Origin of the sequence: Corynebacterium sp. H113 (assembly GCF_037572315.1) — a bacterium.
Taxonomy (GTDB): Bacteria; Actinomycetota; Actinomycetes; order Mycobacteriales; family Mycobacteriaceae; genus Corynebacterium.
Genome location: NZ_JBBHKZ010000004.1, coordinates 200,059 through 226,548 on the forward strand (window position 1 = coordinate 200,059; position 26,490 = coordinate 226,548).

The window sequence follows — 26,490 nt, forward strand, 5'->3', positions numbered from 1 at the left end:
GGAGGCTCTATCACCGAAAGCAGGCCCCGACCGTAAGGTCGGGGCCTGCTTGTATCTTGTCAACACTGGTCAGCGGCTACGGTGCGGTCACCATTACATAACCGGCTCAATCGGATTGCCTCGCCACGTAGTGCGACGTGGCACGTGATCGCCTCGCATAACTAATGAACCAGGCGCAACGCGGGTGCCAACGCCCAACTTCGCTGCTGGCAACACCACCGAATGTGGTCCAAGGACCGCGCCACGTTCGAGCACGACGGTATCCAGGGTCATCACACGGTCTTGGAACAAGTGAGTCTGAACCACACAACCACGACCCACAGTCGCACCTTCACCGATCTGAACAAGATCAGTTTCCGGCAGCCAGTAGGACTCCAGCCATACGCCACGGCCAATCTTTGCGCCCAACCAACGCATGGCGCGGTTGATTCCGCCCGTCGCCATGGCGGGGTTCAGGTACCACGGAGCAGCAACGGATTCGACGAACGCATCTTGTAGTTCGTTGAGCCATACGAACTTGCTCCACAGTGGATGATCGCCCTTGCGGTGCTTGCCGACGCACAGCCACTTCATCACCACTGTGATGATCAGACCAACAAACCCTGCGATCAGCAGCACCAGTGGCGACAACACCAGCGCCACGATGAGTCCCAAAATGCTGGAGAATCCATCCGGCATCAGCCCGTTGCCACCCTCTGGGATACGGCCAAATTCGACTGCAATGAAGGAAGCAATTACTTGCAATCCCGCCAGCGTCAACACCGCCAGCGCCAGCGAGACCATCGGTGCAAGCAATCGAAGCGTCTCGACGACTCCGCGCATAAACTTCAGCCCGAAAGTTGGGCGGTACGTCTTCGCTGAGGTATCGGTATCGACGTCGGTGACTCGGCGCAACCGCTCTGGCGGGGAACCCCACCAGTTAGAACCATTCTTGGTTTTCTTAGGAGTCGAAGACAGAACTGCCACCAGAGAGTTCTTCGCCAGCTTGCGGCCAGGTGCGGTAATTCCAGAGTTGCCCAGGAATGCGCGCTTGCCGATGCGCGATTCGCCAAGCAGCATCCAACCACTACCCAGTTCGTAGTTGGCGACCATCGTGTCGTCGGCAAGGAAGCTCTCCTCGCGAACATCCATGAGTGATGGAATGGCAATCGCCGTGGAAATTTCGGCATCATGACCGATTTTCGCGCCGAGCAGACGAAGCCAAGCTGGGGTCAACATTGATGCGTAGAGCGGGAACAGATCGACGCGTGCAGCATCCATGAGTCGGATCGTTGCCCATGCCTGCCAGCCAATACGTGAACGTACAGCATGAACACCTGGCTTCAATCCGATCGAGAACAATCGCACAAACAGCAGCGTCAGCAGCGCGTACGTTGCAAATGCCGCCAGTGCTGCCAGCGGAGTCCACGCGAGTGCCCAACCGAGCAGCCCCAGTGCATTGCTTGACGACGTCTCCGTCATTGCAAACGTGCCAAAGCCAATGACTGTCGCCGCAACGGCAAGCGATGCCATAGGCACCAGCGCCAAAATCAACGCAGTCAGTGCGTAGACGAATACCCAGCCCGTGCGACGTGGCGGAACCTGCTCAGGGAAGCGGCGCTTTGGTCGGCCTACCTTCTTGGCAGGTGAACCTGACCAGCGTGCACCATTCTTGACCTTCTTGTCTCCGGTGACGGTCGATCCCGCTTCGACGTGAGCAAGCTTGCCCACGCGGGTACCGGGCATCAACGTGGAGCGGGCACCAATGCGGGCTTCTTCGCCTACATGGATGCGACCGACGTGGACAGTTTCGCCATCTACCCAGTAACCGGACAGATCGACTTCTGGTTCGACGGAACAGTAGTCATCCAATTGGACGAGCCCCGTGACCGGTGGCAACGAATGCAGATTCACACCCTTGCCAATCTTCGCGCCTAGCATGCGGGCGTACCACAGCACGAAAGGTGCGCCGGAAACCGAGCGAACTCCAGAGCTTTCGGCCAGCCGTTCGGCTGCCCATAGGCGTAGATGGACGGAGCCACCGCGAGGATAGTCGCCGGGCTCGATCTTGCGGGTTAGCACGCGGGTTGTCAGCGCGTTGACCGGCATGACTCCAAGAGGAGTCAAGAACAACACGGCCAGCAGAACTACGAACCACAATGGAATCTGTAGTGCTGCTTCCCAGCCGGCAGCAGACAACACGGCGTTGACGATCGCCAACCACGCAACCCACCGCGCGCCACGCGCCCACTGAAGTGGGACCATCATGGCTACCTGTTTAAACCGGGTGCTGCGCGCTACGGGCCGTGGTGTCGGGGCGTTATCGCTTTCCTTGACTTCACCACCTGCAAGGGTGGCTTCGTCGACAAGCCCGCGGGTGACAAGCTCCTCCGCAAGCCGACCGAGGCGTGGGTGATCGTAGAGATCCTTCACTGCAACCTGTGGTGCAACTTCACGGATCTTTGCGACGACCGTCGCAGCGGCCAAGGACGTACCGCCGAGGGCGAAGAAGTCAGCACTTGCACCAGGGGAGGCGACTGACAACACGTCGGACCAAATCTCCGAGAGCCATGCTTCGGCGGGAGTGAGGTCTTCGTCAGACGGGGAGGAAGGATCGGCAGGAAGCGGCCATGGGAGGGCTGCCTTGTCGACCTTGCCGGAGGTACGAACTGGCAGCTCATCCATGATGTGCAAGCGAGGAACCATCGCAGCTGGCATGGCCTCGCGAAGCTGGGTCATGCAGTCGGCATGATCCATGGCAGAGGCATCGCCACCAGCGCCGACGTAACCAACCAAAACGGAGTCGCCACCGCCGGTCTTTTGCACAACGACTGTGGCTTGGGTTGCTCCGGGAAGTGCGGCAAGGTGAGCCTCGACTTCGCCAAGCTCGATACGACGGCCCCCGATTTTCACCTGATCGTCAACACGACCGGTGAACATCAGACCTTCGGGTTCCAAGACCACGTGGTCGCCGGTGCGGTAGGCGCGCTCCCAGCCGACAGAGTCGAGAGGTGCATACTTTTCGGCATCCTTGGCGGGGTCCAAGTATCGGGCCAGACCAACGCCACCAATGACTAGCTCACCTTGCTGGCTGTATTCGACGGGATTGCCCGATTCGTCGATGACGGTGAGATCCCAACCGTCGAGAGGCAAGCCGATACTGACAGGCTTGCCTGGGAACAGCTGTGTTGCCGATGCAACTACTGTCGCCTCGGTGGGGCCGTAGGTGTTCCACATCTCGCGGTCATCGGTAGAGAGCCTATCGACGAGCTCCTGCGGGCAGGCTTCGCCACCCACGATGAGCAAGCGAACGCTGTCGAGTGCTTCCGCAGGCCACAAGCCTGCAAGAGTTGGCACAGTCGAGACAACCGTAATGCCACGGGAAATCAGCCATGGGCCGAGGTCCACACCGGAACGCACCAGAGAACGAGGCGCAGGAACCAAACACGCACCGTTGCGCCAGGCTAGCCACATTTCTTCGCACGACGCATCGAAGGCGACGGATAGACCTGCAAGGACACGGTCCTCAGGTCCGAGGGGGCCTTCAGGGTGGTTGGCGCAGAAGAGTCGCGCCTCAGCATCAACGAATGCTGCTGCCGAACCGTGCGTGACCGCAACGCCCTTCGGCTTGCCTGTGGAACCAGAGGTGAAAATGATCCAGGCGTCGTCGTCAGGCGTCGGGGTAGCGGCGTGTGTTTTCTCGTCTGCAGTCTTAGATTCTGCAGCTGCTTTACCGCGGGCGGTGAGATGCAGACCCTGCGCGTCGAACCATCCTGCAATGTCAGCTTCGCCGAATACCATTTCGGCGCGCTCATCAGGATCGTCGGCATCGACCGGAACATATGCAGCTCCAGCAGTGAGAATAGCCAAAATTGCAATGTACAGTTCGCGGTTGCCCGACGGCATGCGAACGCCAACACGATCGCCACGGCCAATGCCTTGCGACGCCAGCCATACAGCCGTTTCGTCGATTTCCTGCAGTAAGTCTGCATAGGTGACGACAGCCTCGCCATCGTCGATAGCTTCCGCATGCGGATGTTCCTCCGCAGTGCGACGAAGAACATCAATCAGAGTGCGCAACGGCGGGTGCTGATCGCCGCGCAAGTACTGAGTGGGAATCGCGCCATGTAATGGCACGGACGAGTCCTTCGCCACTATTTGCCACCCTTCTTTTTCTTCTTCTTTTTCTTCTTTTTGGACTTCTTATCGTCCTGCTTTTCGTCTTGCTTTTCGTCTTGCTCGGAGTCGGCCTGGCTTGCAGGCTGCACCTCGGCATTTTCCGCAGGCGCATCGTCTTTTTCAGCTGCAGTTTCTGGTGCGTCCTCTGGTTCGTCGTCGACCTGTTCTTCTAAGAGATCGGCAACAGCTTCGAGTACGGCGTCGTCCATTGCGGCGACAGCATTTCCTTCTGCACGACGGATATTGCGACGCAGGTTTTGACGCAGCGAATTACCCGTCTCCGTGATCATGATCAATTGACGGCGACGGTCCTTCATGTCGCGAGTGCGCTCGACCAGGTTTGCTTCCTCCAGGGTGTCGATCAAACGCACCATGTCAGAGCGGTCGATTCCCAGAAGGTCACACAACTCTCGTTGCGAGAACGAGTTACCGGAAATTGCTTCGAGCAGCCAATATCCGCGAAGCGACAGTCCACCGAAGGAATCAGTCGTGCGAGCGAGTGCAGCATCCACTTGCTGGCGAACAGCAGTTTCTAACTGGGTCAGTGCCCACGATGCGGAGCGTTGGACCACGCGAGGCATGCGGACAGCGTTATTTGTTGGCATGCCCCCATCGTAGCTAACAAACCTGCAATGGGATAATTGGAAACGCCCAACTATCCATCGTTGTTTCCAGGAATTCTGCAAGAAATATTGGTCACAATGAGGGTTGGGTGGAGCGCATCGGAGGGGAATCGGAGAGGCAGATACGACAAAAGCCGGGGTATACACCCCGGCCATGCAGTGCTCTTTCCCGTTAGTAGGTCAAGAACAGAGCCACACTGTGGAAGAAAAGCTATTCGCCCTTGGTCATTGGAAGAGCATCGAACTCCCAGTCAATCATTCCGCCACGAACAACAATGGAATCAATGCCATTGCGTTCCAGCCAGCTGGCAACCTGAACAGAGCGTCCGGCCGAACGGCAGATCAGATAAATATCCTGATCCAAATCAAGTTCAACGTACCGGGACGGAATCTCTTCCATTGGCATGTGTGTGGCAATGGTTGCATGACCATCATCCCACTCCATCTGGGATCGAAGGTCGATCAGCTGTGCGTCTTCAGGGACATCCTTTGGATTCACGTATTCCATGAGCGAAGATTGTACTTCCGCTTACTTAGTTCTTGTGGCGTTCGATAGCCTCAGCCAGAATCTTTTCTGCCTCAGCCTTGTTGCCCCAGCCCGAGCCGGAAACTTCCTTGCCTGGCTCCAGATCCTTGTAGTGAACGAAGAAGTGCTCGATCTCGTCGCGCGTGAACTGAGAAATGTCCTCGATGTCCTGGTACTGGTCAAAGCGAACATCATCGAGTACGCACAGCAACTTGTCGTCGCCACCAGCCTCGTCAGTCATCTTGAATACGCCAACTGGGCGAGCCTTGACGATGACACCTGGGAACACTGGCTCTGGCAGAACTACGAGAGCATCCAATGGGTCGCCATCTTCGCCCAGAGTTTCATCGATGAAGCCATAGTCTGCTGGGTATGCCATCGGGGTAAAGAGGTAGCGGTCGAGGTAGACCTTGCCAGTTTCGTGGTCTACTTCGTACTTGTTGCGCTGTCCCTTTGGAATCTCAATGGTGACCTCAATGCTCACGGCTGTGGCTCCTTAAATAGTTCGTATCAAACTGTCAGTAGTGCGAAGGGGTTGGGCAAACCGCTCTACAGTAGCCCCAACGACATGTAGCCCATCGTAGACTGACTTAATCTTAATCGTGGATGGCGCGTTCTTTTTGGAAAGGGATTCCCCTGTGAGTCGTACTGCTGCTTGGATTGCTTCAGCAATTGCGTTTTGCGTAGTTGTTGGTGTGGTCATTGCTTTTGCCTTCGTGTACAACTCGCGCACGTTGACTGTAGAGCCAGCTCCTGTGGTCGCTCCTGCGGCTGCTCCGCTCGCTCCAGTTGGCACTCCGGGGGAGGAGCCTATGCTTCGTGACGACGCTTTGCGGCCGCTCGTCGCCCCCATCATGGATGAAGCTGGGAAGAATAAGGCGCTAGGCACATTGCATGCTGCCGTTTTTAATGGTGCTACCGGTGGCGAGCTGTGGGAGTCGAAGTCGCGAGAGCTTGCGACCCCGGCCTCCTCGATGAAGATTCTGACGGCAGCCGCAGTATTGTTGCACCTTGACCACAACAAAAAGCTGACCACCAAAGTCGTTCGCTACGGCGACTCCGCAGACTTGTATTTGGTAGGTGCCGGCGACCCCACTTTGAGCGAGTCGGGTGCTGGTTTCTATGACGATGCCGCATCACTCACAGATCTTGCAGAGAAAGTTAAGAAGGCACAGGGAAGTACCCCAGCAAAGGTGATCGTCGATACGTCCTTGTTCGGAGAAACCTTCCATGAGAAGTGGGATAAAGCCGGGCTTAGCGACGGTTATGTGTCGCCAATCGAGTCGATTCAGATCGATGCAGGTCGGAAAGATCCGACGGACAATAATTCGCAGAGGACGGATAAGCCTGCCGAAGTTGCAGGCCAGACATTGGCCAAGCTGATTGGTGCGTCGACTGCGGAGGTTATGAAGGACAAGCCTGCAGGCGAGCCGACAGTGGTTGCCGAAGTGACGTCGGCACCGCTTGAAACGCGAGTGCGACAAATGATGGTGCACTCCGACAACGTGTTGGCAGAGTCGCTGGCGCGAGAGCTGGCTATCGCACGTGGTTTGCCACCAACATTTGCTGGCAGTGCGAAGGCAGTGCGAGACACCCTTGCAGAGCATAACCTCGGTGTCGAAAACAGCGACGGCGGAACGAAGGCTGATCAGCCTGCCGGTCCAGGTGCTGCCGTCATTAGCGATTCCAGTGGTTTGAGCACGGATAACCAGCTCACTCCTCGTCAGCTGGTGGCCGTGTTGAATGCTGCTGCACGGCCATTGCCAACGAATGAAGATGGCGAAGCAATCGATCTCTCGCAGTTACCAGGCGGGCTGGACACAGTGAAACTGCGGCCACTGCTCGATTCCCTTCCGGTAGCTGCGGTGTCTGGAACGCTGGAAGACCGCTACGGCAATGGCAACCCAGGCGCTGGTTTCGCTCGTGCAAAGACGGGCACTCTCGACGGAGTCTCTGCACTGGCGGGATATGTCGTCACCGATGGTGGGGAAGTGCTGACCTTCGTCATGCTTTCGAATGAAGCACAGCTACTGGAGGCGCGAGCTGCTGCAGACGAGATCGTCGGCAAGCTCAAGCAGATCAAGTAGTGCTTCACATATCACTTTCGGAAATCGCCCATGAATAGGGTCGGATCGTGTCATGGTTTAGATATGACCGGCAACCGCGAAGTTTCTACTGAATTGTCCCAGACAGTCTTTACTGCAGACGAATTGAAAAAGTATCCGACCGTACGTGCCATTGCTGCTTCAGTGCACGCAGGAGAAAAATCTCCGGTTGATACTGTGCAGGAATCGCTGGCCGCGATTGCTGATAAAGACGGTGAGATTGGCGCGTTCCGAGAAGTGTGGGCAGACGATGCGCTCGCTACCGCAGAGGCTTTAGCTAACCGCGACAATTTGTCTGAGTTGCCTCTTGCTGGTGTGCCGTTCGCGGTGAAGGAAAACACCCCGCGGTCGAATTCGATCGTGCAGAAATTGGAAGCTGCGGGGGCTATCGCTGTGGGGTCGACGATCAACCCGCAGTTCTGCACGTGGGGAGTGACAGACGAACCAGGACATATTGTGCGGAATCCTGTTCGTCCAGGACGCACTCCAGGAGGCTCGTCGGGTGGTTCCTCGGCTGCCGTAGCTGCCGGTATGGTGCCGTTTGCGCAGGGAAATGATGGTATGGGTTCGCTTCGCATCCCGGCGGCTGCGTGTAATTTGTCCACTCTCAAGACCACTCCAGGAGTTATTGCGGGCAACGTTGGTGGGAATAACTGGTTCGGCATGGCAGTTCAAGGTGTGCTGACGCTGGATGTCGATGACCTCATTCTCATCACGAAGACATTGACGGATGACAAGATCGACGCCGTCGGCCACGATGCGCCAGCGACACGTGAAGTGTTCGTCGACACGGCGTCACCAGTGACTGGGATTCCGGTAGACAAGCGCTGGAAATATGCAGCAGAAACAGCTGCGAAGATATTTGCCGATGCGGGCGTGACCGTCCATTCCGGTAAGGATGCAAAGGTTCCGTATCCATTGAATCCAGTGCCGATGTTGGCCCGGTGGACTGCAGGCGTTGCTGATTCGTTGGAAGAAGAACTGAAGCAGGGAATGCCAAAGGAAAAGGTGGAGTGGCGTAACCGAGTTCATGCAGGCCTCGGCAATGTGCTGCGCCGGTCGATTTCAGAAAAGCAGGTCGCTCGGGCGCGAGCCAAAGTTGAAGAATTTTTGCCGGCCGACGGCGTCATTATCACTCCAGCGTTTGCTGCTGAACCACCCAAGGCTGGTTCGTGGCACAAGCGTCCGTGGCTTGCGAACATGGCATCTAACATGCGTTTTAGCCCGTTTGTTTCGACGTGGAATTACCTGGAGATGCCTGCAGGTATCGTCGTCGAGCCGATAACAGGTTTGCCTGTTCAGGTGATTGGCCGTCAGAACCAGGAACATGTGGTGCTGGCCGCGATGAAGCAGATTGCTCAGGGCAGCACCATTCCTCGCCAGCTTCCGTGATCAGTAATCTCTAACAGTGTGAGTACTGATCCTCGGGCTGGGTGGGAGCGGTCGAAGCCGTTTTGGCCTCGTCGTTCGCCGGCTTTTACACAGGTGCGTCATGCTGTGGCGTCTACCGTGCAGCAGGCGTACACGGAGCATGGGGGCATCGTCGTTGGTCTGTCCGGTGGAGCTGATTCGTTAGCCCTAGTGGCTGCCTGTTGTGCTGAGTTGCGGAGCGCTGACGATACAGATAATTCCCAGTACGCCCCTGTGCACGCCGTCATCATCGATCACGGGCTGCAGTCCGGTTCAGCTGGTGTTGCCCACACTGCCGCTGAGCAAGCCCAATTGTGGGGTGCGTCGACGCGCATTGTCCGAGTCGCTGTTGCCGAGGATGGAGCGGGGCCTGAGGCTGCCGCACGCATTGCCCGCCACGAAGCGTTGCACGCAGTGGCCACCAACCTCCGCCGGCCACTTCTGTTGGCGCATACTCTCGACGACCAGGCCGAGACCATGTTGCTGCGCCTTGCACGAGGCGGGGGTCCTGCAGCTCTCAGTGGCATCCGGCCCATCATGAGGTGGGAAAACGGAGTCACCGTCCACCGTCCCCTGCTTGCTTTACGACGTACCCAGACTCTGGCCACCTGTGCGGAACTAGGGGTGGTGCCGTGGCACGACCCGCACAATCACGATGATTCCTACGCTCGAGTACGAGTCCGGCACTCACTATTGCCTGTGTACGAAGAGCTCTTGGGGCCGGGAGTAGCAGAAAATCTCGCGCATACAGCGGACACAGTTCGTGACGACAATGCTGCTCTTGACGACTTTGCGCGCCGGGCTCTGCCCGATGCAACCACCCCTGCCACGGATTCTGAGGGACAGGGAAGTGAGTTGGTGGTGGGCGCCGTCGTAAAGCAGCCACGAGCGGTGCGATTGCGGATGTATCAGCAGTGGATACGCGAGCATCCTGACGTAGGAGAGTTGGGTCAGTCGCAGCTTTGTGACATCGACGCGATGGCAACCAATTATCATGGGCAGGGACCAGTGGCAGTGCCTCAGCGGTCACATTTTTCGTCTTCTTCTGATGCGGTTTCGGTGGGGACTTCGGCAACGGAGCTTCAGTACCGGAAAAACCCCAGGTTGGTCGTGGCGAGAAAAGGTGGCACCCTGGCAGTGTTGTGGATTTAACTGGATAATCCGTTGCTCTAGCTATGCTTCGACCGACTGCTCCGTCGGAAAGGACAACCCTATGCATGACGTAAAGGACTTCAACGTTCCCGATAACCCATATGGGGACGATGTAGAAGCCATCCTCATTGGTGAGGACGAGCTTCATTCGCGTATCGCGGAAATGGCTGCTCGCGTCAACGAACAGTACAAGGACATCGACCAGGATCTGATCCTTATTGGTGTGCTGAAAGGTGCCGTCTTTTTCATGACGGACTTCGCACGTGAGCTGAAGCTGCCAACGCAGATGGAGTTCATGGCGGTGTCCAGCTACGGCAATTCGACGTCGTCGTCCGGTGTCGTTCGTATTTTGAAGGACCTCGACCGTGACATTGAAGGTCGGGACGTTGTCATTCTCGAAGACATCATTGACTCCGGTCTGACCCTATCGTGGCTGTTGAAGAACCTGCGTAACCGCAACCCACGCACCCTCGAAGTTGTGACGTTGCTGCGTAAGCCAGATGCACTGCGGGCGAAGATTGATATTGCAGATATCGGTTTCGATATTCCAAACGAGTTCGTGATTGGTTACGGGCTCGACTACGCCGAGCGCTACCGCGACTTGCCATACGTTGGCACCCTGCATCCTCGCGTGTACCAGAAGTAGCGTTCACACCCCCTAGAAAGCGACAGCGATTAACCCACCAATGGACAAGAATAAGGTGTTCCGGATCGCCGGTATTACCGGTGTCATCCTTCTCATTCTCTTCGCGGTAACCACGCTTACCGACGACTCGCGGACGTACCGCGAAGTCGAAACATCGGTAGCTCTGACGCAGCTTGACAAGGAAAACGTCAAGGAAGCGCAGATCGATGACCGTGAACAGCGCCTGCGTCTCGAACTGAAGAAGGGCATTGAGTACGAGGGGAAGAAGGACGTCACCAAGGTGATGGCCCAGTACCCGGCTCGTGCAGCTGATCAAGTTTTTGACCAAGTCACTGTTGCGAAGGGTGTGGACAAGTACACCACGAAGGTCACGCAGGAATCTTTCCTGATGTCGACTCTTGGGTTCTTGTTACCGATGGTCATTTTCTTCTTCCTCATCATGTGGCTGTTTAGCCGCATGCAAGGTGGCAAGGGTGGCATGTTCGGCTTTGGTGGTTCCAAGGCGAAGCTGCTGAACAAGGAAGCTCCGACGAACACTTTCGACGATGTCGCGGGTGCAGATGAAGCTGTTCAGGAGCTCGACGAGATTCGTGATTTCCTGCAGCACCCAGCCCGCTATGAACAGTTGGGCGCGAAGATTCCGCGTGGCGTACTTTTGTACGGCCCTCCTGGTACCGGTAAGACGCTTCTTGCGCGTGCTGTCGCGGGTGAGGCAGGCGTGCCGTTCTACACCATTTCCGGCTCGGACTTCGTCGAAATGTTTGTTGGTGTTGGTGCGTCGCGTGTTCGTGACCTGTTCAATCAGGCTAAGGAAAACAGCCCCTGCATCATCTTTATTGATGAAATCGATGCGGTTGGTCGCCAGCGTGGTGCCGGCATGGGCGGCGGTCATGATGAACGTGAACAGACGCTGAATCAGCTGCTCGTCGAGATGGATGGCTTCGGTGATCGACAGGGCGTCATCATCATGGCCGCGACAAACCGTCCCGACATTCTGGATCCGGCGCTGTTGCGTCCAGGTCGTTTTGACCGCCAGATTCCAGTAGGCGCACCAGATATGAAGGGTCGCGAGGCCATCTTGAAGGTGCACGCGAAAAATAAGCCACTTGGTCCAGACGCTGACTTGTCGTCGCTGGCGAAGCGCACGGCAGGTATGTCCGGCGCTGATTTGGCAAACGTCTTGAACGAAGCTGCGCTGCTGACTGCCCGCGTGAATGGCGACATCATCACCGCGGACGCACTTGAAGAAGCCGTTGACCGCGTAATCGGCGGTCCTCGTCGTACCTCCAAGGTCATCTCTGAACAGGAGAAGAAGGTCACTGCCTACCACGAGGGTGGACACACACTCGCGGCGTGGGCATTGAAGGATATCGAGCGCGTGTACAAGGTCACCATCTTGGCGCGTGGTCGCACCGGTGGTCACGCAATGACTGTCCCAGAAGACGACAAGGGCATGTACAACTTGCCAGAGCTATTCGCTCGCTTGGTCTTCGCTATGGGCGGCCGTGCTGCTGAAGAATTGGTTTTCGGCTTGCCGACGACCGGCGCTTCGGCCGACATCGAACAAGCAACGAAGATCGCCCGTGCAATGGTGACCGAGTACGGCATGTCTCCAGAGCTGGGGCCGGTGAAGTACGGCGAAGAGCAAGGAGATCCTTTTGCCGGACGTGGCAGCACTGGGGGAATGCTCGACTACTCACCGAAGGTCGCGTCGATTATCGATGAGCAGGTTCGTAGCTTGATTAGCAAGGCTCACGACGAGGCGTACGAAATTCTGCGCGAGAATCGTGATGTCTTAGACAAGCTGGCTGAGAAACTGCTGGAAAAGGAAACTCTTCGTCGCCCAGACTTGGAGGCACTTTTCACTGATGTGCAGACTCGTCCGCGCCTGAATTTCTTTGACCAGGATCCAGCGCATCCTGCTGATGGTCGCGAGCCTGTGAAGACTCCGGTGGAGCTTGCTATCGAGCGTGGCGAAGAGCCACCGCGACGTGTCAACATTTTCGCGCCAGTTCGTCCAAAGCAGGAGGAAGGCGCAGACAACGGCGACGCGAATAATGGCAATTCCAATGGTGAAGGCACGCAAACACCAGGCAATGCAGTTCCTGTAGGTAACTCAGCAGGGCAGAACGTAATTGGCGGGTCACAGACCAGTCAAGGGCCTGTCTACGGTGGAACTCCACCCCCTCAGGGTTGGACTGTTCCAGGTTGGCCACCAGCGCAAGGTGGACAGAAGCAGCCACAGCCACAAGGGGCTCCACTGCCTCAGCGGGATCCACAACCGCAGCCTCAGCAGCAACACCCTTATGCGCCGCAGCCAGGCGACACCAGTCAGCCAGAACCGAAGGAAACGCCAAAGCGACGCTTCCGTGGACGTCACGCTCGTCCAGAAGGTTCTAGCCATCCAGGTACTGCAAACTACCCGGCACAGTCGTGGGGTACCCCGCCTGCGCAACAGGCTCCTCAACGTGGGCAGTCTCACGACGAGCAGCCAACGACGTTCCAGCCTCGAGGCTTCCGTTTGCCAGATCACGAACAGCCTGAGAACAAGCAAGCGGAGAAGCCATCGGCTAATCCAACTGAAAATCCTGAGCAGGAGAACTAAATGGACAGCAATTTTGATCAAGCTCGCGCTGAAGCCGCAGTGCGCGAGTTGCTCATTGCTGTCGGTGAAGACCCAGACCGCGAAGGCTTGGTTGAAACTCCAGCTCGAGTTGCCCGCGCTTACCAAGAGATCTTCGCGGGCCTGTTTACTGATCCCACAGACGTGCTCGCGAAGACGTTCGCTGAAGATCACCAGGAACTAGTTCTGGTCAAGGACATTCCGATCTACTCGACCTGCGAGCATCACCTCGTGCCGTTCTTCGGCAAGGCACATATCGGGTACATTCCCGGCGATGAAGGGCGAGTCACTGGACTCTCCAAGTTGGCACGCCTAGTTGACCTGTATGCGAAGCGTCCACAGGTACAGGAGCGTTTGACGTCGCAGGTCGCTGATGCGCTCGTCGATAAGCTACAACCACAGTCCGCGATTGTGGTGATCGAATGTGAGCACCTGTGCATGGCGATGCGCGGAATCCGTAAACCAGGTGCCACGACCGTCACCTCGGCTGTGCGCGGTGGCTTCAAGAGCGACGCGCGATCCCGCGCTGAAGCAATGTCACTAATTACCGGAAAGTAGACAGGTCGAGAGTATGGCTGAGCCAGCGAGCAATCATCGATGCAAAGTCATGGGCATCGTCAACGTCACCGAAGATAGTTTCTCCGACGGTGGTCGTTGGGTTAACCCTGATGCCGCGGTGGCGCATGCTCACGATCTCATTGCTGCTGGCGCCGACATTATCGATATCGGTGGCGAATCTACCCGTCCGGGAGCAATCCGCGTACCTGCGGAGCAGGAGCTTGCTCGGGTGGTGCCCGTCGTCAAGGAATTGGCGGCAGCTGGAATTCTCGTCAGCGTCGACACCATGCGCGCGTCAGTGGCAGAGGCATCGATTGAGGCGGGTGCAGCGCTTATCAATGATGTTTCGGGTGGGCTAGCTGACCCAGACATGCTTCGAGTGTGTGCAGCCGGTGATATCCCTGTTTCGCTCATGCATTGGAAGACTGACCGCTTTGGTTCTGCATCAGGTCGAGCTGAAGTCAGCGACGATATCGTCGTGGATGTCCGCGACCACTTGCTCTCGCTTGTCGACGACGCAGTTGACGCAGGTATCGACGAACGAAACATCATCCTCGATGTGGGTTTGGGTTTCGCCAAGAATGCAGATGACAATTGGGCATTGTTAAAAGCCTTGCCTGAGTTCGTGGAACTGGGGTATCCAGTTTTGGTTGGGGCGAGTCGGAAGCGTTTTGTGGCAACGGTCAGAGGTGGGGAGGCAGTTGCCCCACAGGAGGCAGACAATGCGACGGCGGCCATTTCCGCACTGTCAGCAGCAGCGGGGGCGTGGGCGGTACGTGTGCACGATGTAGCGCCGAGCCGGGCAGCGGTCGATGTGGCAGCAGCGTGGACCGCTGGTCGTGCGTTGTCAGGCGCTACCGCCGACGGCGATTATCCAACAGGTGGCGGCAACCAAGCGATGCAGCAGGCACAGCCGGAAGATGGCAACCAAGCAGCACCGGATGGCGAGGAGCCAACGCATGGCTGATCGGATTCGATTGGAAGGCTTGGCAGCTACTGGCTACCACGGCGTTTTCGACCATGAGAAGCGCGACGGCCAGCAATTCATCTGCGATGTCACCATCTGGACTGACTTCACACTCGCTGCCGAAACCGATGATCTCGCGCATACCGTCGACTACGGAGCTGTAGCGCAGACAGCGCACGATATCATTACTGGTGAGCCACGCGATCTAATCGAGACCGTGGCATCCGAGATCGCTGAAGCCTTGCTTGCTGCTGATGATGCCGCTGCATCGGAGCAGAAGCGAACGCCGCTGATTCATGCGGTTGAAGTGACCATTCATAAGCCAAACGCACCGATCCCGTTGACCTTCTCAGACGCTGCCGTAACAGCTCGACGATCACGACGGGGGCGCGCATGATTCGCGCTGTTTTATCCATTGGAGCGAACCTCGGCGATGCGCAAGCCGCGCTCGCCTCAGTAGTCGACGCATTCTCGGATGACATCGTCGCCACCTCGGCTGTCTATGCCACACCACCGTGGGGTGGCGTTGAACAAGGTGACTTCCTCAATGCCGCCATCATCCTTCGCACTGATCGCAGCCCAATGGAGCTTCTCCGCGCCGGTCAAGCTCTCGAAAATGAAGCTGGTCGAGTGCGTGAGGTGCGCTGGGGACCACGCACTCTTGATGTAGACATCGTCCAAGTAGTCGATGATTCCGGTGAAGAATTACTTTCCGACGATCCGACGCTGACCCTCCCACACCCGTGGGCCCATGAACGCGCATTTGTGCTCGTGCCGTGGTTGGACGCTGACGAAAAGGCAACTTTGCGCGGTGTTGCGGTCCGGGATCTCGTCGCAAAGCTAGACCCAGCTGAGGTTGCTGCGGTGCGAAAGTTAAATGCGGGCGGTGATGAACAATGAAACCAACATCGCTGACTTCACTAGGTGTAGTCGCGGCGGTATGCGTGGTGGCTGCGTACCTCGTGATGTACAGATTCTTCGGCTCTCTTGGCCCGCGATCGTGGTGGGATCTGTTGTTCCCATGGTTGCTCACGGGCGTGTGCGCCAGCGCCGCGATCTGGGTGCGTGGCGTTTTGAAGGACGAGTCCAAAGTGGGACAAGACCGAAGCCAAGTCCAACCGATCGTGTTGGCTCGCTGGCTTGTGGTAGGCACAGCATCGGCATGGCTTGGTGCAGTCTTGACCGGATTGTATGCGGGGGCTGCTCTGTGGGCGCTGCCACGAATGGGTGAACTCGTAGCAGCATCTGAGGACGCACCTGTGTGCGTGGTGGGCGCAATTTCGGGGATTTTGCTTGCTGCCGCGGGTATTTGGTTGGAAAAGGAGTGTCAACTTCCACCAGATGACGAAAACACCGCCCCGCCAGGAGGGGAAACACTGCCACCATCGGTAGGGTGGGGGACATGACGCATCCGGATGAGAATCAGAACGCGTATGGAGCGCCGACGGGCGATACTCCTGCGCGCGACGAATGGGCGGCGCAGCCAGAAGATCTCGGCATAACGGGCCAGCCAGGCTCTGCAGATATGCCAGGTGCACAGGCTGACGCAGCTAATGGCGCAATGCCAGACCACGCATCAGCAGGCGAGGTCGCCGTGGGAGAAGGCACCAACGGTGACACTTCTTCTGCTGACAACGACGAAGACACCCCAGACAAGATCGCCATGATCTTGATGCTGGTGTTTATCGGTCTCGCAGTACTGGCAAGCGTGATTATGTTGTTCTCATCCTCGACGGCGTGGATGAAAATTGGCGTCTTGGCAGCGCTCTGGGCCGCAGTCATTGGCGCAGTGTTGGTTACTCGTTACCGTCGTCAGGTGCAGGAACAGCGCACCCGTATGAAGGACATCGAAGAGCGTCACCAGCTGGAGCTCGACCGTGAACTGGCTACCCACCGCGAGCAGGAACTGATCCTGGAGCAGAATTACCTCGATTCGCTGGAGACTCAGAACGACAACACCATTTCGGAGCTGCGCGCCGAGATTGTGGCACTGCGCGAGCAGCTGTCTGAGCTTTTGGGCGACGGCTTTGACGACGAACGAGTGGCCCTCCGTGCCCGCGCGGAGCGACTCCGCGAGTTGGATGGTCCGCAGTCGGCATCGCCGCTCAAGGATCCGTTGGCGCACGATCGCCCAGCACCACGCGCATTGACTCATCGTGCTGAGATGACGGCAAGTGGCGTTGTGGGCACGCACACCAACCATGGTGGTCCGCTGTCGGCCGATGGTATCGATAGTGCCGACGACACCGATTACGATGCTGAGGCTGTCGATACCGGAATTGACGCTGGCTACGATGATGAGCCCGCACAGGAGCCAGTTGAGGTACCTGTTGTTGATAACGGTGCTGCTGGTGACGCAGAGGATGCAACTCGGGTCCTTGGTGTTGTTCCAGACGAGGCTGTTCCTGCTCAGAATGTGCACTCGCACTGGGCAAAGCCAGCGGATGATGCTGCTGCAGACGAGGCTTCCATGAGCGACGATGCTTTTGATAGCTCCGAGGCAGAGAAGTCTGAGGCAGCCAGCACCGAGGCTGCTGCAGATGAAATCGACGACATCGCAGAAGACGATGCAACCTCGGAAGATGCTGCAGGTGCTGACGTCGCTGACGATGCATCGGACGCAGCCGATGCAGACACCACCGATGAGGACGCGCCGGAGGTTGCTTCCCGTTCGCGTCACGGCCGTCGTCGTGCGGAAGACCGTCAGGGTGGCCTGACTGTTGCAGAGTTGCTCGCCCAAATGCGTGAAGGAAACGAAAAGTAGAGCAGCTAAAACTACCTACTTTCGCTAAGCGAATGCGTTGATGAAGTCCCCGGTAACGTGCCGGGGACTTTCTTCATGTCTGTAGATAGCTACTTGTCCGAGCGCGACTCTTCCATGAAGATGAAACATTGTGACCACGTCTCCACAAGAATCAACTCCGTCCACGCCTGCGGAGTCCGCGCCAGCCCCCACCGCTACCCAGCGTTCCCCGCGTTTGACCGTCGGAGTTATCTCTGCGGGTGCCGTTGGTACTGCTCTCGGTGAGGCATTTGAACTTGCTGGCCATACCGTGGTGGCGGCTGTTGCCCGATCGGCTGGTTCGCAGGCACGCCTCGCAGCTCGACTACCGAATGCTCAGGCAATGTCAGCCCGTGAAGTCGCGAGAGCATCTGAACTCATCATTATCGCGGTACCAGATCCTGCGATCCCTGAGGTGGTTGCTGACATCGCACCAGTTGTTGGACCCGGTCGAATCGTTCTGCACACGGCGGGTTCGTTGGGTAGGGCAGTCCTGGATCCCATCGCGCTGACAGGAGCACTCACCATTGCGGCTCATCCGGCAATGACATTTGCGGGGCTTTCCGACGACGCCCACCGCCTGAATGGTTGCCCATGGGGAGTGACCGTCGGCGACGAGCTGTCGAAGACTGTTGCTGAGCTTCTTATCGGGGAAATCCATGGCCGGGTCGTCGTCGTGCCGGAAAAGAACCGGACGTTGTATCACGCAGCCATGGCGCACGGGTCGAATCACCTGGGCGCAATTGTGACTGATGCGGTAGAGCTCCTGGCGACCGCTTTGGAGACTGGCGGTGCTGGCGACTACACTAGCGACACTCACAGACAACAAGCCGCAGCTTTGCTAGAGACTTTGCTGAATGCATCCTTGCAGAACACGCTCCGCTGGGGATCCCGAGGCCTAACGGGTCCGGTGGTGCGTGACGACGTAGGGACCGTCGATAAGCATCTGGGAGTAATCAGTGCCGAACTGCCTGGGGCAGTTGCGCCGTATCGCACGATGGCTCGTAGGATTGCCGAGTTGCGTGGGGCGACTGAGGTTCTGAAACGCCTGTCCGACTAGGGTCTATGTGACCCATTCTTTTGGAAAACCTCTCGGAGGAATCGTGAGCGGTTACACTGCCGGCGAAACGACTGTCCACACTAAGATCTCAGACATTGCGCAGGTAACCCGTGCGCTGCGTAAGACCGGGCGCCCGGTTGTGCTTGTCCCAACCATGGGTGCATTGCATGAAGGGCACCTGGAATTGGTGCGTGCCGCCAAGTCGCTGCCACGTGCAGTGGTAGTCGTGTCGATCTTCGTCAACCCGCTGCAGTTTGGCGAGGGCGAAGATTTCGATGCGTACCCTCGTACCCTTGACGCGGACGTCGAGAAGCTGAAGACCGTCGGAGCTGAGCTTGTTTTTGCTCCGAACGCATCGGAAATGTACCCGAATGGTTTCCGCACCACGGTTGTTCCGGGACCACTTGCCAACGAGCTGGAAGGTGCGACTCGCCCAGGTCATTTCGCGGGTGCGCTGACGGTGGTGAACAAGCTGTTCAACATCACCAATTGCACGGATGCTGTGTTCGGCGAAAAGGATTACCAGCAGCTCGCGCTTATGCAGCAGATGGTCACGGATTTGAACATGCCGGTGCAGCTGCATGGTGTACCGGTTATTCGTGAAGCGGACGGTCTGGCAATGAGCTCTCGTAATCGCTACCTCAGCAACGATGAACGCGAATTGGCAGTGACGTTGTCCGCTGCGCTCATCGCCGGCGCACATATGGGCTCACGTGGCCCACGCGCTGTACTTGAGACGGCGAAGCTGGTGTTGGCGGAACGTCCAGAAGTTGATGTCGACTACCTGGAACTTCGCGACGGCTCTCTTGGCAAGCTCAACATGGACACTGCAGGCAAGGATGAGCCAATGGAGGCTCGTCTGCTGGTGGCAGCTCGTGTGGGCACTACTCGCTTGATTGACAACGTCGGTGTGATCCTCGGCATTGACGATGAAGAATCCATGCGCGATCGTGAAGAACGTGAAATTGCTCAAGCTGCACTGCATGCAGCAGGCGTGAACGATGCGCCACTGACGGACGCTGAAATGGCTGAGCTACGTGCTCTGCAAGAACGTGTTCGCGAAGTCCGCGCGAAGCGTGAAGCTGATGAAGCTGCACGTACACAACTCGGTGATGCCGGCTTCGGCACCACCAACAACGACTAACCAGGGAGGTTCGCCAATGTTTCGCACTATGTTAAAGTCCAAGATCCACCGGGCAACGGTGACGCAGGCCGACCTGCACTATGTCGGTTCTTGCACCATTGATGCAGATTTGATGGAAGCTGCAGATCTGTTGGAGGGCGAAGCCGTCGATATCGTCGATATCAACAACGGCAATCGCCTCACCACTTACTGCATCACAGGGGAGCGTGGCTCCGGAATTATTTCTATCAACGGTGCTGCAGCACGGTTGATTTCCCCAGGTGACCTGGTCATCATCATTGGCTACGGCATGATGGATGAGGAAGAGGCTCGTACCCGCAAGCCACACGTGATCTTCGTCGACGAGAACAACAAGATTCTTGAAGAAGGCGAAGACCCAGCCGAGGTTCCTGAAGGCTCCGGGCTGTGGGATCCGCGCACCACAGACAACGCTTAACTACGAGTTCGTCGTTAAGCTAATTGGCGGAAATAGCGCATCAACTCAGCGATATTAACCTGCTGTTAAGTGAGGGGTTACTGAGTCATCAGTCAGGGGTCACTCATCGGCCATGAGACCGCAAGGTCGGGGTTACTTATGTTCTTTAAAGTTTTTAAGGAATAAAACAGCCCCCGTGCCCGCGCTCGCCTGACTTTTGATGAGTAGCGCGGGTACATCCTTACTCTCATAGAGGTGACCCCGTGGCACTTAACGGCAAGAATTTGCTGAAGAACCCTTTTGCAACGTCCCGTAGCTCCCTGACCTGTACCTACAAATGCGGTAACGCATGTAATGACGATGCTCCGAATGAGCATTCGAACCACGCCTACTTTGGCGACGTTGCCAAGCAGGCGCTGGACAACCGCACATTCAGCCGTCGTTCTGCACTGAAGGTAACTGGTGCTGCAACCGTTGCTTTCGGTGGCGCTTCGCTTCTGGCTGCTTGCTCGAAGGACGACACCGCGGGTGCAACTGAATCCTCCACGAAGGCTGCAGGTGGCGAGACCGAGGCGAAGAAGGCCGAGGGTGAGGCACTGGAGGGCATGCGTTTCACCCCGGTCGAGCCAAACACCGATGATGCAGTGGTCATTCCAGATGGCTACGAGCAGAACATCATGATCCGTTGGGGCGACCCAATCCACGAGGGTGGCCCGGAGTTCAACTTCGACAAGCAGACCGCAGAGGACCAGAAGGTCCAGTTCGGTTTCAACAACGACTTCGCTGGTGTCATGGAAGGCGAGGACGGCACGCTCCTGTACGTCTGCTCGCATGAGTACACCACCGAGCCAATGATGTTCCACGACTGGGACGTCGAAAAGACCACCGAAGAGCAGGTCAACATTGGTATCGCTGCTCACGGCCACACGGTGCTAGCTGTTGAGGAAGACGACAAGGGCTTCCTGAAGCCAATCCTGTCGGACAAGCACAACCGTCGCATCACCGGTTTCACCGAGTTCACCATCGACGGCCCGGCTGCTGGCCACGACCTGCTGAAGACCACGGCTGACCCAGAAGGCACCAAGATCGAGGGCACCTTCAACAACTGCTCCGGTGGCGTCACCCCATGGGGCACGTTCTTGTCCGGTGAAGAAAACGTTGACCAGTACTTCGGCGGCGTCGACAAGCTCAAGGACGAGGAAGCGAAGAAGAAGCTTGCTCGCTACTCGCTGAAGAATGAAACCTCGGACCGTGGCTGGGAGAAGTTCCACGATCGTTTCGACGTATCGAAGGAAGTCAACGAGCCAAACCGCTTCTACTGGCTCGTCGAGATCGACCCAGATGATCCAGCATCTGTTCCTGTGAAGCACTCCGCAGTTGGTCGCTACAAGCACGAAGCGGGCCAGATCTACATCACCGACGATGGCACGGTCGTGTGCTACTCCGGCGATGACGAGCGCTTCGAGTACATCTACAAGTTCGTCTCCTCCCGCAAGATGAAGGAGGGCGACAAGAAGCACAACATGGGCATTCTCTCTGAGGGCACCCTGTACGTCGCGAAGTTCGAGGGTAACTCCCCGAAGGACAAGATCGACGGTTCCGGTGAACTGCCAGAAGACGGTGCATTCGACGGCACCATCGAGTGGATTCCTCTGATGACCGCAAAGGCTGACGGTAAGCATGAGTCGCACGTGGACGGCATGGACGCAGCTGAGGTGTGTGTCTACACCCGCCTGGCAGCGGACAAGGTCGAAGCAACCCGCATGGACCGCCCAGAGGATGTCGAGGCATCGCCAAAGACCGGCAAGGTCTACGCTGCGCTGACCAACAACAAGTACCGTGGCAAGGCTGGCGCCGGCGACGGCAAGGTCCAGGACAACAAGGTTGACAAGGAAACTGACGGAGCAGGTCGCCCATACGAGGGCCCAACCGAGGTTGCGCCAGTGACCGAGAACAAGAACGGTCTTGTTCTGGAAATGGAAGACGACCACGCTGGTACCAAGGGCAAGTGGAACCTGCTGCTCGTGTGTGGCGATCCGAAGGAGGCGTACTCCTACTTTGGCGGCTTCGACAAGGAGAGCGTCTCGCCAATCTCGTGCCCAGACAACCTGGCGTTCGACGAGTACGGCAACCTGTGGATCTCCACGGACGGCAATGCGCTGGATTCCAATGACGGCCTGTACGCAGTTGCTGTTGAGGGCGAGCGTCGCGGTGAAGTGAAGTGCTTCCTCACCGTTCCAGCTGGCGCTGAAACCTGTGGTCCAATCGTCGAAGGCAAGCGCGTGATGGTCAATGTCCAGCACCCAGGTGAGTCGGACGAAGCGACCACGAAGGATCCTTCCTCGAACTGGCCAGATGGCGGCGACGCTCAGCCTCGCCCATCTGTGGTGCAGGTTGTCCGCAGCGGTGGCGAGAAGATCGGCGTTTAGCTCACTCCTGATACGACACGCTGGCACATAGTGTCACGCACGTGATGTGAACTCGTTGGCCCCTGCAAAAGGTGGCCAACGAGTTTTCTTTTTCAACTAGTTAATTTTCATTTTTCATGGAAGAGTTTTCCGTATGGCTTTCGTTGTCGTAATTGGTGTCTTGGTCGTTATCGCCGGCATTATGCTTGTCGTTCTTCCGCGGTTGCAGGAGAAGAAGGAGCGTGACGCTGCAGGTAACGCGCATCATTTCGTTGATCCACTGATGACAGATGAGTACCGCATCTACGGTCCTACGTCGCTAGGTGCAGGTGCAATTATTGGTCGCGCGGGTACCGATCACGTGGTTCGCGGCACGCTTGCTTACACCGAAGGCCCTTTCCGTTGGTGGGAGCACCTTCTCGACGGTGGCCGTGACGGCGCCTGGTTCGGAGTTGAAGAGGATGAAGGTGCGGTGGAATTGACGTGGTGGTGTCGACTGCCAGGTGCATTTGATCCAGTGAATCCGATCGTTATTGATGGCGTGGAGTACTACGAGGACGATCGTGGTCGTGCGAAGTATACCGCTACGGGAACAACTGGCCTGCCTCCCGAGGGAACGATGGAGTACATCGACTACGAATCTCGCGATGGTCGCCTACTCGGTTTGGAGCGGTGGACTAACGGCTCCGGACAGTGGGAGGCTTCACTCGGTGAACGCGTCCTTCCGGGTGAGTTGAATATCTTCCCTGCACCTAAGAACAACGGCACCCCTCCTGCCGGTGGTCCGCAGTAAGTCGATGTCTGAACGTAAAGAGGCAACGGTGCTTCTCGACGTCGCATTTGCCGACGTATCAGCTGCTCAGCTAAGCCTCGCCATGAATGGCGAGGTGCCAGAAATGCTGGAATCGATAACAGTGGAATCAGCGTCCACGGGCGCTGGCCAGGCTTTGACCTTGGGCATTTTGGGATCGTCACACGTCGCCTTCATCGGCGAACGAGACCGCCCGGAATTTGTCGAAGAGCTATCGTGCACTGCCGTCGATGGAGTCCCCCTGGCCGAGGCACGCGTTCCTGGAAACAACATTTCGGTGCGACAGTTAAGCTCCGATGGGTTTGGTGCCGTCGTAAAGCAGGTGCGCGAACTTGAGGGCAGCAACGGAAGTTTGATCGCTGAGTTTCCGGGTGCTGCTGACGCGCTGACAGCGGTGCACGGCTGGACCGAGGAGAGTGGATTCCGCTGGCGAACCTGGCACTTGTACCCGGATGGTTCAGGTGGTGGGGAAGTAGTGGAGACTGAAACCGAGTGGATTGCACCCGTCCGGCAGCGCAATTGTGTGCAGAACCATGACCACGATGAGGAAAAGCGATGAGAAACAGTGATAGATGGGGCTTCGGCCTGATGTTCGTGGGCGTTCTGATTATCATCGTGGGATTTTTGGGCAGGACTTCGTCGGTGGACCAGATTGATAAGCAGTACCAACAGACATCGTCGAGCTCGACGTATGCAGAGCGTACCTGGACATGCGGTGACCAAGACCCAATTGAAGTTGGTCGCAAGCTGCGGGATCAGCTGAACCCGAATGCTTATGCGGAAGACAGCGGAAATGCGTACTTGCGTAAGGGCGACTCGATGTACGTCGTGACAGGTCCGCCATGTCGGATTGAGTTGGAGAAGAAATCCGGTCGCTACTCCAGCGGTGGCTTCGTTTATCTCGGACCGGGCTTCTCGCCGTCGTCACCATCGGGTGGTTCAGGCGGCAGCGCAGGGTCGTCGGGAGGTACGAAGTGACCGCGCACCGATGCCCGACCGAAATGCGCTGTGTACGCACCGTGCAGACGATTCATTCTCTAGATTCTCAGTCAGCCAACAACGAACAGACACTTTGGAGCTAAGCGTAATGGACGTAATTTACAACGGAATTATCTCGTCAATCGCCTATTTCGTCGCTGGCGTTGTCGTGCTTTTCATCGGCTTTGTTGTGTTAGATCTTCTGACTCCGGGCAAACTACGCGACCTCGTGTTTATTGAGAACCGTGGTGGTGCAGCCATTCTTGCTGCTGCCCAACAGATTGCCTTGGCCGCGATTATCGTGTCAGTGATTCTTTCCTCGGACGATAATCTACGTCTCGGTATCGTCGAGACGCTGTTGTATGGCCTCCTCGGCGTCGTATTCCAGGCGCTCGCTCTGGTCGGTTTAGAGGTGTCCATTCCTGGACGGTTCCGTGACGTGGTCATGGACGCCAAGGTGAAGCCTCGCGCAGTACTCGCTGGTGTCACGTTTGTGGTTATTGGTCTGATTAACGCCGTCGCACTGTCGTGATCGCACGCTTTACCGTCAATAGCACCTGGTGGCGAGCACTTCTGCTGGCCTCAGTTGCTGCGTGTGCAGCCTGCGGTTTGGTGTATGAACTGGCACTTCTGGCGCTGTCTGCTTCTCTTGGGCGGGGCGACGTCGTCGCAACTTCGCTGATCGTCGCCGGTTACGTGGCAGCTCTCGGCCTTGGCGCTATTGCTGCAAAGCCACTGGTTGCCCGCGCTGCCACGTCGTTTCTCGGAATCGAAACTGCTCTCGGCCTCATTGGTGGTTTCTCCGCGACAGCTTTGTACTTGGCTTTCGCTGTCACTGGAGACTCGTTGGCTGCGCTCGTCGTCGCAACCTTGTTGATTGGCGGTCTCGTCGGTGCCGAAGTGCCCTTGTTGCTGACCTTGTTGCAACACGGTAAAAGAGCCACGGCGGAGGACTCAGGCAAAGTCATCGCTAACCTGAATGCCGCTGACTACCTGGGCGCACTCGTTGGCGGATTAGCATGGCCGTTCATTCTGCTGCCCAACTTCGGCATGCTGAAGGCAACGGCAGCCGCGGGGCTCATCAACATCACAGCGGCGACGATCATTGCACTTCTAGTGTTGCGCACGTTACTGAGCAAGCGTGCGCTCATCATCGCTCTGACCGGACTTGTGGCCTCTGCTCTCGCACTGATCGCGCTTCTCATCGGTGCACGAGGAATCGAAACCACAGCCCGACAAGCGTTGTACGCACATCCCATTATCCATGCAGAGCATTCTGAGTATCAGGACATCGTCGTCACGCAGCTTGGCAAAGATCGCCGACTCTTCCTCGATGGTGGCCTGCAGTATTCCACGCGCGACGAATATCGCTACACCGAGTCGCTCGTCTATCCCGCGGTCACCGAACACACTCGTACCGCACTGATCCTGGGCGGCGGTGATGGGCTGGCCGCGCGTGAGCTGTTGCGGATGCCGAATATTGAAAAGATCGTGCAAATCGAACTCGATCCCGTCGTCATTGAACTTGCTCGAACCACACTTCACGACGACAACGCCGGCAGTTTGGATAACCCCCGCGTCGATGTGATCACGACAGATGCTTTCGCCTGGTTGCGTGATGCCACGGACGCAGATATTCCGCAGGGTGGGTTCGATGCCATTTATGCGGATCTTCCAGACCCAGATACTGCAGTTCTGGGACGTTTATATTCGGAGGAATTCTACGGGCTGATTCGTCGGGTGGCAGCGCCAGAAGCGCGACTCGTGGTGCAGTCGGGATCGCCGTTTTCCACGCCAGATGCATATTGGCGGACCATCAACACCATGGAATCAGCGGGATGGCAGACAACGCCTTATCACGTCCATGTGCCCACGTTCGGGGACTGGGGCTTTGGGGTGGGAGCCGTCGAAAAGCAACCGACGGTGGAGCTATTTGAGGGCGCACCGGAATTGAAGTATTTCAACGCTGAAACAGCGGAGGCTGCGACTGCGTTTGGTGGTGATGTTGCGCGCCGAGAAATGGAGCCATCGACGCTGGAACATCCCGTAATCGTGGACGATATTCGGCGAGGGTGGCGGCAAGCGGGAGAGTAGTTCAGGACAAGTCCGCGCTATCGGCTAACC

The 26,490-nt window shown here is 57.3% G+C and carries 23 protein-coding genes and 1 pseudogene; 20 read left to right on the forward strand and 4 right to left on the reverse strand.

All coding sequences use genetic code 11. From position 1 onward, the window contains the following. Positions 1–93: 93 nt before the first annotated feature. The 4 genes from WG938_RS09205 to WG938_RS09220 form a co-directional block, all read right to left on the reverse strand. The gene (locus tag WG938_RS09205; protein WP_339979887.1) at positions 94–4,134 is read right to left on the reverse strand and encodes a Pls/PosA family non-ribosomal peptide synthetase; all 4,041 of its coding nucleotides are present in this window, start codon (positions 4,132–4,134) and stop codon (positions 94–96) included. Then, a complete protein-coding gene (locus WG938_RS09210) occupies positions 4,134–4,763 on the reverse strand; it encodes a MarR family winged helix-turn-helix transcriptional regulator (protein ID WP_339979888.1) in 630 nt (209 codons plus the stop codon). Before WG938_RS09210 ends, WG938_RS09205 begins: the two co-directional genes overlap by 1 nt. Before the next feature lie 229 nt (positions 4,764–4,992). Further along, on the reverse strand, positions 4,993–5,289 hold the full coding sequence (locus tag WG938_RS09215) for a rhodanese-like domain-containing protein (RefSeq protein ID WP_339979889.1): 297 nt from the start codon (positions 5,287–5,289) through the stop codon (positions 4,993–4,995). Between the two features lie 25 nt (positions 5,290–5,314). Next, on the reverse strand, positions 5,315–5,791 hold the full coding sequence (locus WG938_RS09220; protein WP_339979890.1) for an inorganic diphosphatase: 477 nt from the start codon (positions 5,789–5,791) through the stop codon (positions 5,315–5,317). Between the two features lie 154 nt (positions 5,792–5,945). Here WG938_RS09220 and dacB point away from each other — a divergent pair, with 154 nt between their 5' ends. The 20 genes and pseudogenes from dacB (at position 5,946) to WG938_RS09320 (ending at position 26,460) form a co-directional block, all read left to right on the forward strand. Beyond that, positions 5,946–7,394, forward strand: coding sequence for a D-alanyl-D-alanine carboxypeptidase/D-alanyl-D-alanine endopeptidase (dacB, locus tag WG938_RS09225; RefSeq protein WP_339979891.1), 1,449 nt, complete (start codon positions 5,946–5,948; stop codon positions 7,392–7,394). Between the two features lie 63 nt (positions 7,395–7,457). Beyond that, on the forward strand, positions 7,458–8,804 hold the full coding sequence (locus WG938_RS09230) for an amidase (protein WP_339979892.1): 1,347 nt from the start codon (positions 7,458–7,460) through the stop codon (positions 8,802–8,804). An 18-nt stretch (positions 8,805–8,822) separates the two neighbouring features. Continuing rightward, the gene (gene tilS, locus WG938_RS09235; RefSeq protein ID WP_339979893.1) at positions 8,823–9,974 is read left to right on the forward strand and encodes a tRNA lysidine(34) synthetase TilS; all 1,152 of its coding nucleotides are present in this window, start codon (positions 8,823–8,825) and stop codon (positions 9,972–9,974) included. Positions 9,975–10,035: 61 nt separating this feature from the next. Beyond that, positions 10,036–10,620, forward strand: coding sequence for a hypoxanthine phosphoribosyltransferase (gene hpt / locus WG938_RS09240; RefSeq protein ID WP_339979894.1), 585 nt, complete (start codon positions 10,036–10,038; stop codon positions 10,618–10,620). Between the two features lie 40 nt (positions 10,621–10,660). After that, on the forward strand, positions 10,661–13,225 hold the full coding sequence (gene ftsH / locus WG938_RS09245; protein ID WP_339979895.1) for an ATP-dependent zinc metalloprotease FtsH: 2,565 nt from the start codon (positions 10,661–10,663) through the stop codon (positions 13,223–13,225). Beyond that, positions 13,226–13,801 carry a GTP cyclohydrolase I FolE gene (folE, locus tag WG938_RS09250; RefSeq protein ID WP_339979896.1) on the forward strand — a complete coding sequence of 192 codons (576 nt, stop codon included), beginning with the start codon at positions 13,226–13,228 and terminating at the stop codon, positions 13,799–13,801. It begins immediately after the preceding gene. Positions 13,802–13,814: 13 nt separating this feature from the next. Continuing rightward, the gene (folP, locus tag WG938_RS09255) at positions 13,815–14,768 is read left to right on the forward strand and encodes a dihydropteroate synthase (protein WP_339979898.1); all 954 of its coding nucleotides are present in this window, start codon (positions 13,815–13,817) and stop codon (positions 14,766–14,768) included. Further along, complete coding sequence (gene folB / locus WG938_RS09260; RefSeq protein ID WP_339979899.1) at positions 14,761–15,165, forward strand: dihydroneopterin aldolase; 405 nt, start codon at positions 14,761–14,763, stop codon at positions 15,163–15,165. Before folP ends, folB begins: the two co-directional genes overlap by 8 nt. Continuing rightward, entirely contained in the window at positions 15,165–15,668 is a 504-nt protein-coding gene (folK, locus tag WG938_RS09265) for a 2-amino-4-hydroxy-6-hydroxymethyldihydropteridine diphosphokinase (protein WP_339980048.1), read from the forward strand. The genes folB and folK overlap by 1 nt, the downstream gene beginning before the upstream one ends. After that, positions 15,665–16,174 (forward strand): DUF3180 domain-containing protein, encoded by a 510-nt coding sequence (locus tag WG938_RS09270; RefSeq protein WP_339979901.1) that lies wholly within the window; start codon positions 15,665–15,667, stop codon positions 16,172–16,174. The genes folK and WG938_RS09270 overlap by 4 nt, the downstream gene beginning before the upstream one ends. Next, complete coding sequence (locus WG938_RS09275; protein WP_339979902.1) at positions 16,171–17,532, forward strand: DUF6779 domain-containing protein; 1,362 nt, start codon at positions 16,171–16,173, stop codon at positions 17,530–17,532. Before WG938_RS09270 ends, WG938_RS09275 begins: the two co-directional genes overlap by 4 nt. 130 nt (positions 17,533–17,662) lie before the next feature. Further along, the gene (locus tag WG938_RS09280; RefSeq protein WP_339979903.1) at positions 17,663–18,610 is read left to right on the forward strand and encodes a Rossmann-like and DUF2520 domain-containing protein; all 948 of its coding nucleotides are present in this window, start codon (positions 17,663–17,665) and stop codon (positions 18,608–18,610) included. A gap of 40 nt (positions 18,611–18,650) precedes the next feature. Next, positions 18,651–19,535, forward strand: a pseudogene (gene panC, locus WG938_RS09285) (pantoate--beta-alanine ligase); the annotation flags it as partial. 235 nt (positions 19,536–19,770) lie between these two features. Further along, a complete protein-coding gene (gene panD / locus WG938_RS09290) occupies positions 19,771–20,190 on the forward strand; it encodes an aspartate 1-decarboxylase (protein ID WP_339979905.1) in 420 nt (139 codons plus the stop codon). Positions 20,191–20,432: 242 nt separating this feature from the next. Then, on the forward strand, positions 20,433–22,598 hold the full coding sequence (locus WG938_RS09295) for a PhoX family protein (protein ID WP_339979906.1): 2,166 nt from the start codon (positions 20,433–20,435) through the stop codon (positions 22,596–22,598). 133 nt (positions 22,599–22,731) lie between these two features. Beyond that, a complete protein-coding gene (locus WG938_RS09300; RefSeq protein WP_339979907.1) occupies positions 22,732–23,370 on the forward strand; it encodes a DUF4178 domain-containing protein in 639 nt (212 codons plus the stop codon). 4 nt (positions 23,371–23,374) lie between these two features. Beyond that, positions 23,375–23,947, forward strand: a complete 573-nt coding sequence (locus WG938_RS09305; protein WP_339979909.1) for a DUF2617 family protein — start codon at positions 23,375–23,377, stop codon at positions 23,945–23,947. After that, positions 23,944–24,366, forward strand: a complete 423-nt coding sequence (locus WG938_RS09310; RefSeq protein ID WP_339979911.1) for a DUF4247 domain-containing protein — start codon at positions 23,944–23,946, stop codon at positions 24,364–24,366. The genes WG938_RS09305 and WG938_RS09310 overlap by 4 nt, the downstream gene beginning before the upstream one ends. Before the next feature lie 109 nt (positions 24,367–24,475). Next, entirely contained in the window at positions 24,476–24,898 is a 423-nt protein-coding gene (locus WG938_RS09315; RefSeq protein ID WP_339979912.1) for a DUF350 domain-containing protein, read from the forward strand. Then, positions 24,895–26,460 carry a polyamine aminopropyltransferase gene (locus tag WG938_RS09320; RefSeq protein ID WP_339979914.1) on the forward strand — a complete coding sequence of 522 codons (1,566 nt, stop codon included), beginning with the start codon at positions 24,895–24,897 and terminating at the stop codon, positions 26,458–26,460. Before WG938_RS09315 ends, WG938_RS09320 begins: the two co-directional genes overlap by 4 nt. The last annotated feature ends 30 nt before the right edge of the window (positions 26,461–26,490 follow it).